The organism is Agromyces sp. NPDC004153 (assembly GCF_053603635.1).
In genome coordinates this window covers 1,188,722-1,204,078 of sequence record NZ_JBSGFY010000001.1, presented here as the reverse complement: position 1 = coordinate 1,204,078, position 15,357 = coordinate 1,188,722, and the positions used below count along the sequence as shown (strand labels likewise).

Annotated in this window: 11 protein-coding genes; 7 read left to right on the top strand and 4 right to left on the bottom strand. The window is 64.5% G+C overall.

Annotated elements, in window-relative coordinates; genetic code table 11:
- Window positions 1-63 precede the first annotated feature (63 nt).
- Both ACWEOH_RS05600 and ACWEOH_RS05595 read left to right on the top strand, forming a co-directional pair.
- Entirely contained in the window at window positions 64-1,224 is a 1,161-nt protein-coding gene (locus ACWEOH_RS05600) for a DNA cytosine methyltransferase (protein WP_452028987.1), read from the top strand.
- 19 nt (window positions 1,225-1,243) lie between these two features.
- Window positions 1,244-2,248 (top strand): HNH endonuclease, encoded by a 1,005-nt coding sequence (locus ACWEOH_RS05595; protein ID WP_452028985.1) that lies wholly within the window; start codon window positions 1,244-1,246, stop codon window positions 2,246-2,248.
- A gap of 679 nt (window positions 2,249-2,927) precedes the next feature.
- Here ACWEOH_RS05595 and ACWEOH_RS05590 read toward each other — a convergent pair.
- Window positions 2,928-3,245, bottom strand: coding sequence for a histone-like nucleoid-structuring protein Lsr2 (locus tag ACWEOH_RS05590; protein WP_452028983.1), 318 nt, complete (start codon window positions 3,243-3,245; stop codon window positions 2,928-2,930).
- 516 nt (window positions 3,246-3,761) lie between these two features.
- Between ACWEOH_RS05590 and ACWEOH_RS05585 the strand changes: the two genes are divergently transcribed.
- From ACWEOH_RS05585 to ACWEOH_RS05565, 5 genes are all read left to right on the top strand, one after another.
- Entirely contained in the window at window positions 3,762-4,256 is a 495-nt protein-coding gene (locus ACWEOH_RS05585) for a hypothetical protein (protein WP_452028981.1), read from the top strand.
- A 144-nt stretch (window positions 4,257-4,400) separates the two neighbouring features.
- Window positions 4,401-5,705: a DUF6623 family protein gene (locus ACWEOH_RS05580; RefSeq protein ID WP_452028980.1), complete on the top strand. Its 1,305-nt coding sequence runs from the start codon at window positions 4,401-4,403 to the stop codon at window positions 5,703-5,705.
- A gap of 355 nt (window positions 5,706-6,060) precedes the next feature.
- On the top strand, window positions 6,061-7,305 hold the full coding sequence (locus ACWEOH_RS05575) for a clostripain-related cysteine peptidase (protein WP_452028978.1): 1,245 nt from the start codon (window positions 6,061-6,063) through the stop codon (window positions 7,303-7,305).
- 6 nt (window positions 7,306-7,311) lie between these two features.
- Window positions 7,312-9,030, top strand: coding sequence for a CHAT domain-containing protein (locus ACWEOH_RS05570; protein WP_452028976.1), 1,719 nt, complete (start codon window positions 7,312-7,314; stop codon window positions 9,028-9,030).
- Window positions 9,031-9,117: 87 nt separating this feature from the next.
- Window positions 9,118-9,825 carry a hypothetical protein gene (locus ACWEOH_RS05565; RefSeq protein ID WP_452028974.1) on the top strand — a complete coding sequence of 236 codons (708 nt, stop codon included), beginning with the start codon at window positions 9,118-9,120 and terminating at the stop codon, window positions 9,823-9,825.
- A gap of 386 nt (window positions 9,826-10,211) precedes the next feature.
- Here the strand turns inward: ACWEOH_RS05565 and ACWEOH_RS05560 are convergent, their stop codons facing one another.
- From ACWEOH_RS05560 to ACWEOH_RS05550, 3 genes are all read right to left on the bottom strand, one after another.
- On the bottom strand, window positions 10,212-11,537 hold the full coding sequence (locus ACWEOH_RS05560) for an MFS transporter (protein WP_452028972.1): 1,326 nt from the start codon (window positions 11,535-11,537) through the stop codon (window positions 10,212-10,214).
- Window positions 11,534-14,461: an alpha-mannosidase gene (locus ACWEOH_RS05555; RefSeq protein WP_452028970.1), complete on the bottom strand. Its 2,928-nt coding sequence runs from the start codon at window positions 14,459-14,461 to the stop codon at window positions 11,534-11,536. The genes ACWEOH_RS05560 and ACWEOH_RS05555 overlap by 4 nt, the downstream gene beginning before the upstream one ends.
- Window positions 14,462-14,669: 208 nt before the next feature.
- Complete coding sequence (locus ACWEOH_RS05550) at window positions 14,670-15,239, bottom strand: dihydrofolate reductase family protein (RefSeq protein ID WP_452028968.1); 570 nt, start codon at window positions 15,237-15,239, stop codon at window positions 14,670-14,672.
- Window positions 15,240-15,357: the final 118 nt, after the last annotated feature.

The following is a 15,357-nucleotide window of genomic DNA, read 5'->3' as shown; positions in this document are numbered from 1 at the left end:
CTGGTCAGACACGCAATCCCCGCGAATGACGGGCGGTGCGGGCACGAAGGACTGAGGTGGCAAATGGGCGAGCAGCTCCCGGTGGTGAGCCTGTTCTCCGGGGCAGGAGGACTCGATCTAGCTGTCGAGCGAGCCGACGCAGAGCCGCTGGTGGCCGGTGATCCCGGCAGCGGACTGTTGCGCGTATCTGTCGCGACCGACTACAACGAGCCGGCCCTTCAGACTCTCAAGGCGAACTTCCACGACACGAGGACGCTCATCGGCGACATCCGCGAGGTCCCAACCGAGGAGATTCTCGCCACTGCCGGCCTGCGGTCCAAAGAGCCGGTACTCGTCGTCGGCGGCCCACCCTGCACGCCGTTTTCGAAGTCCGGGTTCTGGCTGGAGCAGAAGCGCGAGAGCCGCGACCCAAACGCCTCCCTGCTGGACGAGTACGTACGCGTGGTGCGTGACTCTCGACCCGAAGCATTCATCCTGGAAAACGTCCAGGGGCTGACCTACAAGACCCACAAGGCGCAGTTCGAGCGCCTTCTGAAGGGACTCGGCGAGCTAGGCTACAACCCACAGTGGAAGGTCCTGCTCGCGGCTGACTACGGCGTCCCGCAACTTCGGCGCCGCGTGTTCGTCGTGGGCCGCCGTGATGGGGAGAAGTTCGAGTTCCCCGAGCCGACCCACTCTGGCTGGAGCGAGCACACACGGACTTTCGACACAAGCAAGCTCCCGCACGTCACCGCCGAACAGGCGTTCAATGGACTTCCGAGGCTAGTTCGAGCATCCGACGACGAGATCGTAGATGGCAACTACGGGCAGCTCGCAGCGGAGATCCCGCCCGGCCAGAACTACCTCTGGCACACCGACCGCTACGGCGGCCGCAACCACTTCGAATGGCGCAGCCGCTACTGGACCTTCCTGCTCCGCCTCGATCCCAACCGGCCCTCCACCACGCTCCAGGCGCAGCCCGGACCTTGGGTCGGCCCCTTCCACTGGGAGAACGTCCGCACCGCTTCTGGCGAAGAGCGCGCGCGGCGACTCCGCGTACACGAGATGCTGCGTCTGATGTCGTTTCCGGACGACTTCAAGATCGACGGCACCCGCGCCGATGTGCAACGCCAGCTCGGCAACGCCGTCCCGCTCGAACTCGGCAAGGCCGTCGTGCGCGCGCTAATGAGCCAACTGGGTTACCTCGAACACAGACAGCCATCGCAAGCGGTGGCCTTCGGTTGACCCGACCGCACAGTCGCTGATGCCCCCACGAGCTAGCCTCGTCGCCCACATAGCATCCCTGGTCGGCCCGACGTTCCGGATCGAGGACCCTCGGAACGGGTGGCCCGCATTCGCCAGTATTGAGGTCGATTGCGAGCTCATCCCCACAGCGATTTACGTCGGCGAGGTCCATGGGACCCACCGCGGCAATCCCGCTGAGCGGCGCTTCCAGAACCCCGGTCGCGACCGGCCGATCCTCGAGTACCGGGACCGCGTGACGGTGTTGCTCGGCCTCTGGGATGAAGACGACGACCTCTCAGTCCCCGCGCCGGTCCTAGTGCTACCGGAGCCAGAGAGACGCATTGGCAGGGACACCCGCTGGTCGATGTTCGTGTCCATCGCGACGCTCCTGAGGGCGGCCGAAAACGGGTGGGCCACAAAGATCACTGCCAGCGACGAGCATCTCGTCTGCTTCCACCCCGAGCTCCTTCCGTTGGCAATCGCTTCGCTGATCGCCCGCGTTCATCCTGACGAGCGCGAGGTCCAGACGGCAGTCAGAGCCACGGGACACCTCAACACTCGGCGGCCGACCGCTGCCGGACGGGTAGGAAGCGCTATTCGGCTCCGTCGGGCGGTGTCGGCGCTGATCCGTGACACGTGGTTTAGCGGCGACGTCCTTGACGCCTATGAACGTCGCTGCGCAATGTGTGGCCTCGGACTCAACCTCGTTCAAGGCGCGCATATCTATCCGGCGTCCGCGCCCGGTTCTCGAGATGTGACATCGAATGGAGTCGCTCTTTGCGCCAATCACCATCTCGCATTCGACCGGCACCAAATCGCTGTCATCCCGCCGAACCTCGACGTGCTCTTTCGGCCTGACGTCCTCGATCAGGCCAGAAGGGATCCGGTTGCGCTGGCCTTCGTCAGCTCCACCTTTGATTTCCTCAATAGACCGCATCGCGGTGCGGAGCCGGACCCCGAGATGTTGATGCTCCGATACCAGCACTTCGCCGACAAGTATGACTGGCTCACAGAACGGTGGTGAGCCGCTCTCACGCCGGCACCTAAGCCGGAGAGTTTCAAATGCGGGCACTCCCAGCGCATAGGAGTCTCCACCTGACCACATATTGACCACAGTTGAGATATCGACGGCGTGATCAAGACGTGCCCCGCGTGACGCACGATGCCCGCGATCGCGCGGTTCTCGACCTCGATGCGCTTGGACTGGCAGCATCGATACGAGCACACGGCTCATAATCGTGGTGTCGCGGGTTCGAGTCCCGCCCTCGCTACAACAGCAGAATCTCGGGGATCTTGGGCCATTGCGGCCAGCAGTCATTCGCTCGCTACGACTCGCGTGACCAGATCCTCGTTGATCGCCGGCGGGCGCAGCAGCAGGCGCCATCCACGATTCCCTGTGGATGAGCGCCGCGCTTCTGCCGCTTGAGTTTCAGGTTGGGGCTCGGCCTGCCGGTCTTCGTCATCGACGTGCGTACTCATCTTGGCTGCTCCAGTCCCCGGAATGGGATGTGCGATCCTTTTCACTGGCGCCGGATCCAGCGCACTGGCGCATTCGGGTCTCGGAATCGGGTCATCCACATCAGTGAGCACACTGAGATCGATGCCCAGCCCCCTTTTCGATGGAGGTGCGGGACCCGCTCCCGCATTCGACCTGAACCGAGCCGCGAGATGCGAAGGAATTGGCAGAGTTTAGGGGGATGGTTCTAGGAGTTAGCGGCGCGGTATTGCTCCTGAACGTTGGCGGGGATGCGGCCGCGAGCGGGCACGTCCACTCCGTTGGCGGCCGCCCAGGCCCGAATGTCCCGCGGGTTGGTACCTGATGACGACGTACGTCGTGCGGATCGAGTGGTTGCCTTCCGGCCGGCGTCGACGTAGGGCTGTATTGCTTTCCGGAACGCCTTCGCATTGCTCTTCGAGAGGTCAATCTCGTAGTTCGTGCCATCGAAAGCAAACGCGAGAGTCTCGACGGCTTCCGAGCCATCGATGTCGTCGATGAGTGAAACGACGGTCTTCTTTGCCATGACTATTCAACTTTCTGACGCCCAATAGCCAAAGGTGATTGGGCATCTCGCAAGGGGTTAAAAGAACAGTAGTCCGCGTGAAGGCTCGAGCAACCCTGGACTCCGTCGATTCTCGGATTGTGGGATCCGGTCGCGAGAGTTGAACCGACGTCTGCCAGCCAGTGGAGTTCTGGCTCGGTGGTCCGCCATACGTCCGTGAAAAATGGTGGGAATCCGATAATCCTGCCCTTGCATGGACACTTGCCAGGTGCTGCCCGGGACCACGATCTTGTTCTCCACACACGGCGAATCAGCGAATGAGGCAATGCTCGGCACCGATCCTCGTTTCCTTGAGGGCAAGACTTCGGCCCCGACACCAAGAGGCGCCTATTTCGGCGCGAGTGCACGTGTTGGACCCCCTTTGCCCCGAATTACGGCAGGGACATGAGAGAGTCAGCTGGCCCGAATACCCCGACTGCGTGAATCCCGGCGAAACCTTGTTCGTCACTGCGGCGGCGACGTAGAGTGGCGGCACCAATGGAGCTCAACCGGGGGGTCGTAATGAGCTTGATGGTCGTACAAGCGTTCCGCTTCTGTCACAAATGCCAGAGCCTCTTCTATGAGGGAAAATACGAGCCCGCTGGAACGCCGAAGGGTATATGCCCGGCCGGCGCCTATCACGAGGCGATGGGCTACCAGTTCGAGATCCCCGTCCGCGCGGCCCCTTCACCAACAGCGCAGAACGGCTGGCGGTTCTGCGGAACCTGCTGGGCCATGTTCTATGACGGCTATGACCAGAAGGGCGCGTGTCCCGGCAGGTCCGGCGGCCACGCTCGGGAGACTCGCTTCCGTTACAACTTCGCGTTGCCTCACGATGTCCCTGGAACGGTAACCGCGCAAACTCAATGGCGGTTCTGCAATAAGTGCAATGTCATGTTCTATGACGGCTACGAAGGCAAGGGCCGGTGCACCGCGGGGGATGGGCACTTCGCACAAGGTTACGACTTTGTGCTGCCGCACCAGCGGCCCTGACAGTTAGCCGGCAATTCGGCCCCTCGTCGAGAGGCGACGGTCCGTCAAAGTGAGGACTGTTCAAGTTCTGATATGCGAGGACACTGAGAGTCAGCGCTGCGAAACAACAGTGCGTTCATTTCACCCTCGCCACGGAGATCTGAGATGGTCAAGAGAAGCGGGATCCCCTCCGGTTTGGAAACAGGGGACAAGGGCAAGAATGTAACCACCGTTCAGGAGTATCTGAAAACGTTTGGCTATCTCGGCGATGTCACCGATGTGGTGGAGCGCTTCGGCGCCGCACCGTTCCCGTTGGTAGAGGGCGATGATTTCGCCACCCTTGCGGGACAGCCAGGTGAGGCCACGCCGGGCACCTTCGACGATTCGACGAGTCAAGCAGTCCGCCGCTTTCAGCAGTTCGCGGGCCTCCCGATCACGGGCATCGTCGATGAGCTGACCGCAGCCAAGATGAATCAGCCCAGATGCGGACTCCCGGATCTGCCTGGCCTTGCGGAGTTTGCAACCTCGGGCCGCAAATGGGCGACCAACAACATCCGTTACGCGTTCGAGAACTTCACTCCAGACCTCACCAGTGATCAGATAACCATCAGCCTGGCGCAGGCATTCGCGCTCTGGGCGGCATACACACCGCTGCGCTTCAGCCTGGTGCCGTTGGCCTCCTCGCCAGAGATAATCATCCGATTCGTAGCCGGCGACCACGGCGATGGCTCGCCTTTTGACGGGGCCAGCGGCGTCCTGGCCCACGCGTTCTACCCCTCCGTGCCGCCAGCCCCAGTCACTCCCATCATGGGGGATGCGCACTTCGACGAGGCGGAGACATGGACGGTCACCGTGCCGCCCGGCAGCGGGATCGATCTCGTTACTGTTGCCGCGCACGAGTTCGGGCATTCCCTTGGGCTGGGACACTCCGCTGTCGCCGGCGCCCTGATGGCTCCGTTCTATGGTGGTCCGCACCGAGCGGTCGAGTCCGATGACATCGAGGGCATCAGAAGCTTGTACGGGAGCTTTGCGATCGAGCAGGCCCAGTGGGTCCATGGCACCGACCTGCATGTCGAGGTCGACGCCAACGTCGAGTCGTTGATCCGTTTCGGGTTCTTCACCCGGGTGGTGGGTAAACCGAACACCACCAACTGGTACCACTTCGCTATCCCAACCCCGGTGATCGTCAGCAACAACCGTCTTGCGTTTGCCCGGGCGATGCTCAGGCTCGTCACAGGCGGCGGCAACGCGGTTGTGCGCGATGTTCACATCTACGACGGCTCGGCGCGAATCGCGGCTCATCAGTCAGTGAATCTGTCCGGCAGTCTTCCGTTTGCGGTGTTTGGAGTTCCGCACAAGCCGGATGTGTTCTGGGGTGCTGGAATCTCAATCGGAGTGACCACGGGCGGGGGAACCGCTGCGGAGCGGCGAATGGACTTCATCAGCGCCGGAATCGACTTCCTGAGCTGAGGCCGGGATGGTACTCATTCGGGTGCACAACGAAACCGGCACGGACCTCGACTCCGTACGTGTGTACGCACCGACTCGCTCACAGGATGTCGTTGATTTCGGCGCCATCCCCAACGAGTCGTACAGCGAATACCGGGAGGTGCCAGAAGCGCGCCGTATCGCCCGCATCGAAGTTACTGGCCCTGCCGGCGACCGCTCAATCATTCCGTACGACTTTGTGGGAGAGGAGCCGCTGCCATTGGGACGGTATTCCTACCTTCTCCGTGCGAGCCAAGAGCGACTAACCCTTGAAGTCGAGGGCCAGGGCGACTAATGCCGCAATCGTCGAATGTCTGAAACCAGAAAGGGGCTGGCTGTGGCTGCTCAATGGACGTTCATGGTGTACATGGCCGGATTCAACAACCTGACTTCGTTCGCAACGAAAGATCTCGAGGAGATGCGCCGCGTCGGATCGACCGCGGATGTGCAGGTGGCCGTCTTCATCAAGCGTCTGGGACATTCCGGCGCGCAGTACATCCTGCTGGGCGAGCACGGGCAGGCCGATCTCGTCGAGCAGGTGGGTAACGCCGATTCGGGCCGACCGCAGACTCTGCTGGATTTCGTGCGCTGGGCGCACGCCAACGCTCCGGCGGAACGCTACGCGCTCACCGTGTGGAACCACGGGTCCGGCTGGCGGCCTGACGACCTCGATGACCTCTACGACGAAGTCCGTGCGTCTCGCGGCGATACCGGCGTCACGCCCCGGGAGATGGGACTGCGCTCTTCACAGCAGGTGGCGCTGAGTCTGTTCAGCTCGACGGTCCAGGAGATCCTCGCCCTGCCGGACGCGGGAGACCGCGGTATCGCCTCCGACGACGGCACCGGTCACTCGCTGGACACCATCGAGTTGGGCCGAGTGCTGAAGGCGGCCTGCGAAGATCTGGGTGGTCCATTGGCTCTGCTCGGTATGGACGCGTGCCTGATGAGCGCCTTTGAGGTGGCGTACGAGGCCCGCGAGGTCGTCGAATACGTGGTCGGGTCCGAGGAACTCGAGCCCGGGGACGGCTGGCCGTACACCGCCATCCTCACGGACCTGAACGCTCAACCCGGTGCTTCCGGAGCCGAACTCGGCGGCATCGTCGTCTCGCGCTACATCGAGTCCTATGAGAATCGCCGCGATCAATGGCCGGTCACCCAGGCCGCCGTCAACACCGCACATCTGGAAGATTTCGCGGTCGCAGTTGACGGCCTGGCGACTGCGTTGAACGACCACCTGGCAGATGGACCCGGAGCCGCCCTCGTCACATCGGCCTTGGGGCAGACCGTGTACTTCACCGGTGAGCTCGTCGATCTGCGCACATTCTGCCTCGGCCTCGCCGCCAGCATCGACGATGATTCGGTCCGGCAGGGAGCGCGAGCTGTTCTCGACGCCCTCCAGCCCGGCGCCTACGTGGTCGCGGAGGGACACCGGGGACCAACCGTCGAAGAATGCGGAGGGATCACCCTGTACTGCCCCAAGCCGTTGCAGTCAGTGTCGAAGTACTACGCCGATCTCAGTTTCGCCGGGCGGCAGTGGGATGACTTCCTGAGGCGTTACCAGAGCGCACTGACCGGAAACTGACGGGCCGTGGAGTCGCGCTCTTCCCAACCATTCGTCCTCCGCCTCGCCGCAGGAGACATCATCGACGCCGAGGCGTCCATGATCGTGGTCGGGCACATCAACGATGTCGCCGCCGGCGGCGCGGAAGCGGCGGTCGACGCGGTGCTCGGTGGCGCCCTCGCCCGGCACATCGGCCCGCGCCGAAGCAAGTTGGGAACGACGCATCTACTGCCGACGTTGACGAGCCCCCTGGCCAGCCCCTGTGTCGCGGTCGTCTGTCTCGGTGACGCCGAAGAAATCGAGCTCACGCGGCTCCCCGAACTGGGAGCGGCGGTGGTCGAAGCGGCGGCCACCGTGGGCGCCCCGGATGTCGCGACAGTCGTCTTGGGCGGTTCGATGGGGATCGGCCGGGTCGGTGCCGCCGCGACGGCCCTGGTGACCGGTGCCCTCGACGCCGTCGTTCGGCGGCCACGCGGGGATCGGCTGCGGGAACTCACGATCGTCGAGCGCGATGCCGATCGATTGAAAGAGATCCGAGAGGCGCTGCACTCGTTCCGCCACGACCTTACGCTGCACGTCTACACCGCCGAGTTGGAGGTGCGCCGTACCCTCACCGCCCACGACCCGCCACCTCGGGAGGTAGAACAGCATCTGCGGATTGGTGTCACCCGATCAGGGGAGCAGCTGAAGGTCACTCGGATCGGCCACGAAGCGTTCGACATGGCCAAACTGTTTCCGTTCCCGAACGATGTGGCCAAGAAGATCGTCCAGAATCTTCGTGAACAGGTGCTCAAGGAATCAGAAGCGGATCAGCGGAAGAAGTCGCTCGTCAGCATCGGTAGCCAGCTCTTCAACGCGTTCCTCGGCGAGGCCGGCATCGAGGCCGAGGATCTCCTGACCCGAAACCCTGGCGACTACGTCGTCTTCCGCCTCGACGACTCGACCGTCGACCTCCCGTGGGAGCTGTTGACCGTCGGCGACTCCCACGTCGTACTCGACCAGCGCTTCGCGCGTCAGGTGGAGTTGAGCACGCCGGGTCGGCAGTCGGCGTTCGTTCCCGACCATGAGCGGCTATCAGTTCTCGTGATCGGTGATCCGACGGGCGATCTTCCAGCCGCCCACGCCGAGGCGAAGGCCGTCGTCGCCTCCCTGGAAAGGTCAGGCGCCGACGTGCAACCGCTGATTGGCGAGGAGGCCACTTACAAGAACGTGTCAGAAGCGTTAGACACTGTGTGCTACGACGTCGTGCACTACGCGGGCCACGCGACGTTCGACGTGCTCCGAGAAGACGCCGGAGGCTTGGTGCTGCGAGACCAGATCCTGACCGCACAGGATTTGTCCTCCCGCCACTACCTTCCACGACTCTTGGTGGCGAACGCCTGTTATTCCGGCACCACGGGTGACGTTCGGCTCCAGCCCGCGGGTGACTATGACGCGGAGATCCGCCGGGGAACCGCGAGCCAGGCGACCCGTAATTTGGTCACCGGTGTCTTGGCGGCCGGAGCGCGCGGCTTCGTTGGTGCCGCCTGGGAGATAGACGACGAGGCGGCATCCACCTTCGCCGAAGCTTTTTACGCCGAGCTGCTGGTCGAGGAGGTCGGTCGCGGCACCCTCGGCGAGGCGATGCTCCGTGGCCGAAGTGCCGTCGTCGCTCGTCACGGCTTTGAGCAGCCGGCTTGGGCGGCGTACGTGCTTTACGGCAGCCCCTGGAAGCGGGCATGGGAGCGCAAAGCGACTGGATCTTAGAAGGACGATCGGCCCGGGCGGCCGGCGGTTCGCCATGGCTGGTTCCGTGTACCTGAATGGGAAACGGCACAGCGATTGGGGGGATGGATGACTGACACGAACTCCGGCCAGTCCGGAGAAGATCCGCGGACGGCATCTGGGGCGGTGTGGTGGATGGTCCTGGGCTTCGTCGTCATCCTCGCGGCACTCGCGCTGGTGCTGTGGATGCTGAGCAGCTTCAACTTCCTGAACGCGGAGGTTGCGTTGACCCTCGTGGTGGTGGCGTCAGTGATGGTGCTCATCCTTGCACTGGCCGCCGCCGCCATCGTCTTCAATAGGCTCGGTTTGGCCGACCAAAAACATGCCATGGGGTTACCTGAGGGAAGCATCCGCGCGATCATTGCACTCCTCCTTATTCTGCTCTTCTCGGTCGTGGCGGTCTTCTTGATCACGAACGCAGATCGCGCGCAGGAGAGGGTCTTTGACAAGATCACGCAAAGGCAGGCAGAAGAGTTCTCCTCCGATCAGACCATCTTGGACTGGGACGAGTTGCCTCCCGACGACTTCGGGGAAGATGAAAACGGAGACCCGTTTGTTCGCCTCGTTCTTCAAGCCGGACCGTCTCCATCCGCCGAGATGTCCCAGCAGTTGCTTACTACCCTCGGCACGCTCGTCGTTGCCGTTGCCTCGTTCTACTTTGGCAGCCAGGTTGTACTGACGGCGAAGTCATCACATCCCGGAACGGGACCGGACCCGAATGTCGGTAAACACCCGAACTCGCCAGCAGCGGTACCCCCTTCGACTGCGCCCCGCTGATTTCTCCGTCGCCAACGCCCCCCAGCAAAGCTGCCCGACGACAAATCGTAGTGTCGACCCTCGGACTTGAGTCAAGGCTTGCGCAGACGAAGCGCTCCGCCTCACGGCCAAGCGTGTGACAGCTCGCCGATGCTGGCGACCTGGAAAATCAGGATTTCGACTCAAACGAGTTCAAATGGGGCCCCCGACCCAAGAGTCGCTGTATTACCTGGCAGAGATGGCATCATGCTTCGACCTGATCGCCATTCAGGAGGTCACGACGCAGCCAGCGAACACGGCATCACGGCGTGTTGCGCCGAGCCATGTCGACGGAGATCCATGTGTCCAACCCTGATGGCGCGACGTCGAAGACCACAGCAGACAGAGATATTGACGCCAATAGCGACTCAGCGACCGAGCCGGTAGAACATGAATGGGATCGCCGACACCAGGCAGCTGACGGCGGGTACGAGCGTGAGCGACACGAAGACGGTCCACTGCATCTCGGGGGTCACGGTCACGCCAGCTTCGTATCCGGCGAGCACGATGAACATGCCGAAGACGAGCACCGCCAGTGCGGCCATGGTCTGGGACACGAAGGTGAGCGTCGAGAACGAGATGCCGTCGTTGCGCACCCCGGTGCGGCGCTCGATGTCGTCCACGGCGTCGGCGATCATCGTCGCCTGCACGACGAGGAAGATGCCGAGGGTCATCCCCGTGAGGAAAATGAACACAAGCAGCACGGCGATGTTCTCGAACCCGGCGAGGAACATCGCCACGAACAGCGCCGCGCCGATCACCGAGCTGCCGATCGCGAGGGTCTTCGCCGACATGCCCTTGAGCAGCAGCGGCGTGAGGAACGATGCCAGCACCATGCCGGTGATGATCGCTGCGCCGATGAGGGTGAACGCGCCCTCGCTGTCGTAGGCGATCACGACGAACACCGCGCCGCCGACCTGCACGATGTAACGGCCGAAACCGAGCACCGACCCGATCAGCACCATGAGCAGCGGCGTGTTCCGTAGCAGCGTGCCGAACAGCTGCCGGAATGTGAGGCGATACTGCACTCCGGGGCTGTGCCGCTCGCGTGTGTTGGTGAACGCCAGCAAGAAGAGGCCCATGCCCAGGACCGAGACGACACCCACCGCCAGGGACCATCCGGTGCCGGTGGTCTGGTCGTCCGAGCTGAGCAGGAGGGCGAGCCACGGCATCCCGAGCGTCGCCAGCCCGAGCGCGATCCCGCCGAACGCGCGCACGTTGGAGATCACACGCATGCGATACCCGGGTTCGGAGAACGCCGATCCGATGAGCCCCCAGAACGGTACGTCGCACACCGTGTAGGCGATGCCCCACAAGACGTAGCAGACGGCGAAGTAGACGATCTTGCCCGTCTCGGACACGTCCGGCACTGTGAACAGCAACGTCGAGAGCACCGCGACCGGCACGGCGGAGAAGAGGATGTACGGCCGCAGCTTGCCCCAGCGTGTGCGGGTCATGTCGACCAGGCTGCCCATCACCGGGTCGTTGATCGCGTCGAAGATCTTCGCGACCGTGATGACGGCGGTCACGACCGCGATGCCTGCAGTGCTGATCCGGGCGTACTGCAACAGGTAGACGAGCATGAACGTCGTGACCGTCGTGAGGACGAGGTTCTGGCCGAACCCAGCCGCGATGATCGAGATCCGCTGCGTGCGGGGGCTCGGGATCCTCGCTTCGGTGGCGACGACGCTCATGTGCGTTCCAGCAGGATCGTCTTGATCTCGAACGGGCGGAAGCTCAGGTGCGCGAGATCCGCCGATCCGAGGCGTCGCTCGATGAGGTCGGTTTCGACAGCGCGCGCATGCGGGATGGCAAGGCGCAGCGCCGTCTGGGTCGGCAGCCCGAGGCTCTCGTACAGCCGCACGATCACGCCCGAGCCGTCCTCGGCAGGTTTCACCGTCTCGACCACCACCCCCGGGTCGTCGGCCGAAACGGCGCTGCCGAAGACCACTCCGTCGGCGGGCAGCAGCGGATTGTTCAGGCGATATGCCTCGCGGACGACGGCGGCCAGATCGTCGGGCGCGAACGGCATGAATGCGTACGTGAACTCGTGGGCGCCGCGGTCGGCGGTCTTGTCCGGGAACGTCGGCGCCCGCAGCAGGTTGAGGCTGATGAGCCCGTTCTTCGCCCGATGCCCGTACTTCGAATCATTGAGCAGCGCGAAGCCACCGGCATCCGCCACCGTCGCGATCCACTTGTGGGCGCAGATCTCGAACTGCGCCTTCTCCATGGCGTCCCGCTCGGTCGTGGGGCGTGCGATATGCCCGAACTGGATCTCGCACAGCGCCTGGCCGCCGTAGTGACGCGGGCGGAACTCGGCGCGCAGCATGCGGTGTCTCTCGTGCCAGTCGGCGTGCGTCTCGAACCGGATGACGGGACTGCCCGCCTCGAGCACGATGCGCTGACGCACGGTGACCTTCGCCGCGCGGTACTCGTGGTGGCGGATCACGAACGGCCCGTCGATCGACGTGCGGTGGGAGGAGACCGTGAGCACCTTCGGTTTCGTGTCGACGTAGCCGGGATCGATGTCCCACGCGTCCCACGGGAACTGGTAGGGGTCTCTGTACACTGCGAGGCGGTTGAAGGAGCCGGCCGCGTGCTCGGTGCCCGCGGCGTCGACGCACGAAACGATCTCGCCGCTGGTGTCGAAGCGCACCGTGAGCAGGCCGTTCGAGATCGCATCGGCGGTGTGCGAAAGGTCGGCGAACGTGCCGACCGGCTGCAGGGGGGCGGCAGCATACGGGCCGACGTCGGCCGACCACCACCGTCCGTCGACGTGCACGTGGTCGTGCCGGCGGAATGAGGTGAGGTTGATCGCCGACGGGCCTGCGTCGCCGCGGGGCAGGTCGTCCGCCAGTCGCGCACCGATACGGTCGAGCTCCTGTTCGACCTCGCCGTACGACTCGCGCGCTTCACGGTTGACGCGCTCGATGGACGAGCCGGGAAGGATGTCGTGGAACTGGTTCAGCAGCACGTCGCGCCAGAGCGGCTCGAGCTCGGCGTTCACGTCGGCGCCCGCCAGGGCGGCGAGCGCCTCGACCTCGTGCAGCTTGCGTTCGGCGATGCGGTTGTGCCGCTTGGTGTGCCCGATCGTGGTGTACGTACCCTGATGGGTTTCCAGGTAGAGCTCGCCGGAGTGCCGTTGGGGGATGTCGCGCTGCTCGAGAGCGTGGAAGAAGGCGGATGCCGGGGACTTCTCCACCTTCGGAAGCCCACGCAGCGACGCCTCGCGCCGGAGCAGCTCGTGGTGCACCTCACCGGGCCCGCCTCCGCCGTCGCCTGCGCCGTACACCAGCAGTGCCGTCCCCAGATCGCGCTCGGGATACTGGTCGACGCCCTTGAGCAGGCCGTCGGCCGCGGCGCGGCTGTTGTAGTCGCCCTCCGGCGGCATGTGGACGAGCACCGAAGACCCGTCGATGCCCTCCCAGCGGAACGTGCGGTGCGGAAACACGTTGACCCTGTTCCACGACAGCTTGATGGTCTGCAACCAGTCCATGCCGCAGCCGCGAAGGATCTGCGGGAGGTTGCCGCTGTAGCCGAAGGTGTCGGGCAGCCAGCACAGCCGCAGGTCCTCGTCGTCGAGTCCGAACTCGTGCTTCAGGAATCGTCTCCCGACCAGGGCCTGACGGATCAGCGACTCCCCGCTGGGCAGATTCGTGTCGGGTTCGACCCAGAACGAGCCCTGCAGTTCGATGCGGCCCTTCGCCACGGCATCCTTCACCCGCTCGAACAGCTCGGGATGCCGCTCATTCGTCCACTGCAGCTGCTGCGGCTGGCTCGTTCCGTAGATGAAGTCGTCGTAGCGGTCGATGGAGTCCAGCGCCTTGAGGAAGGTGCGCGCGGCCTTGCGCTTGGTCTCGCGGATGGGCCATACCCACGCCATGTCGAGGTGGCCGTGCCCGACGGCGCTGTACGTGAGCGCGCTCGTGGACGGCTGCGAGAGCTCCTCCGCAAGACGCGCGCGGGCGGCTCGAGTGTCACCCGCAGCGAAACGCGAGTACGCCCCGCCGAGCGCGGCGTGCAGATCGGCCGCGAGCCGGGAGTCATCGGTCGACACCGCCAGGACGAACAGGGCGAGGTAGTCGTAGTACAGCCCGAAGGCGTCGTCGTCGCGCTCGGCGAGGTGGGCACCGAAGTACACGCCGCGCCCGACGCCGAGGAACAGGAAGCCGTTGAACGCGACGTCGGCGTAGAGGTCCACACGGCCCGTCGACAGGTCGGCGTGAGAGACGGGCCGGAACCTTCCGCCGCTGTGCGGCAGATCGCCCTGGATCCATACGGTGCTGATCGAGTCGAGCATCGCTCCGTCGGCGGAGTAGACGAGTCCCTCGCCGCGGATGCCGAGCATGACGACGGGATCTGCAGTCTCAGCGGGCACGTCGCCCGCGATGTGCAGCCACGCGCATTCGAGCGGCCGGCCGAAGCGGGCGCCGGCGCGGATCGGAGCGAATGCGCCACGGTCGAGATCGGCGAAGGGGATCGGCTCAGGCGAGCGGACGACCTCGGCGCGCAGGTCGACGATTCTGCGGTAGACGCGCCTGCGAATCGCGCGCAGCCGCCGACCGTGGACGGGGTGCTTGTCAGCCAGCCCCGACAACGTCGCCAGCGCCTCGAGCATCCGACCTCCCGCCCACGCGCGGCGTCGTTGCCGCCCCGACCAGCCTATGTACCAATGATGCGGGGGTCTTCGCGGCCCAGCCAGTACCCGCGAGCTCCTTCGCCGTGGCCACGGCCGCCTCGATGCCGTCGACGAAGTGGAACGTCGCGTTGCGCGAGCACCGTCGTTTCGTCGCGATGGGGCGGCCGACGTGCCGGGACTCGTCACATCACGCGGTTGCTCGCGAGGGTCGGTAACGCTGGGCGACCGCCCCCGAGCGGAACTCATGGCGATCCACGAGCTCGAGCTGGATGCGCTCGCGCAGACCGGCGAGCAATGTCGGCCCGTGTCCGGCGAGGACCGGCTGCACGACGAACACGTACTCGTCGATCAGTCCCAGATCCGCCAACGCCAGGGGCAGCGTCACGCCACCCACCGACAGGCCCTCGCCCGGCTCCTGCTTGAGCCGCTGAACCGCTTGCCGCAGGTCGCCTCGCACCAGCTCGGCATTCCAATCGACCCCGCTCAGCGTGCTCGACACGACGTACTTCTTCGTCCGGTCGATGGCCTCGGCGAAGGGGATCTCCCACGCACGCATCCAGTCGGGCCACGTGCCCGTTGTCGGCTGCCGCCACGCCGACTCCATCATCTCGTAGGTCACCCGGCCGAAGAGCTGGGCATCGGCTCGCTCCATCTCAGCGGTCCAGTAGCGCATCGACTCCTCGTCAGGGGGAAGCCCTGCCTCGTGATGGACGCAGCCGTCGAGTGTGACGTTGATCGAGTATCGAAGTGGTCTCATCTCGCCGCTCTCCCTTGATCGCGCAACGCGTCTTCACCGGACCGTACTCAGACTACGTCGGCGCCATTGCTCGTCGGCGCCCGATCCCAGCTGTCCCCGGAAGAGTCGATGCCTCGAC

What these genes read in the sequence shown, in the direction of transcription:
- ACWEOH_RS05565 (WP_452028974.1), top strand. Translation starts at nt 9,118, where the DNA reads ATGACTGACACGAACTCCGGCCAGTCCGGAGAAGATCCGCGGACGGCA.
- ACWEOH_RS05550 (WP_452028968.1), bottom strand. Translation starts at nt 15,239, where the DNA reads ATGAGACCACTTCGATACTCGATCAACGTCACACTCGACGGCTGCGTC.
- ACWEOH_RS05555 (WP_452028970.1), bottom strand. Translation starts at nt 14,461, where the DNA reads ATGCTCGAGGCGCTGGCGACGTTGTCGGGGCTGGCTGACAAGCACCCC.
- ACWEOH_RS05585 (WP_452028981.1), top strand. Translation starts at nt 3,762, where the DNA reads ATGGAGCTCAACCGGGGGGTCGTAATGAGCTTGATGGTCGTACAAGCG.
- ACWEOH_RS05590 (WP_452028983.1), bottom strand. Translation starts at nt 3,245, where the DNA reads ATGGCAAAGAAGACCGTCGTTTCACTCATCGACGACATCGATGGCTCG.
- ACWEOH_RS05560 (WP_452028972.1), bottom strand. Translation starts at nt 11,537, where the DNA reads ATGAGCGTCGTCGCCACCGAAGCGAGGATCCCGAGCCCCCGCACGCAG.
- ACWEOH_RS05600 (WP_452028987.1), top strand. Translation starts at nt 64, where the DNA reads ATGGGCGAGCAGCTCCCGGTGGTGAGCCTGTTCTCCGGGGCAGGAGGA.
- ACWEOH_RS05595 (WP_452028985.1), top strand. Translation starts at nt 1,244, where the DNA reads ATGCCCCCACGAGCTAGCCTCGTCGCCCACATAGCATCCCTGGTCGGC.
- ACWEOH_RS05580 (WP_452028980.1), top strand. Translation starts at nt 4,401, where the DNA reads ATGGTCAAGAGAAGCGGGATCCCCTCCGGTTTGGAAACAGGGGACAAG.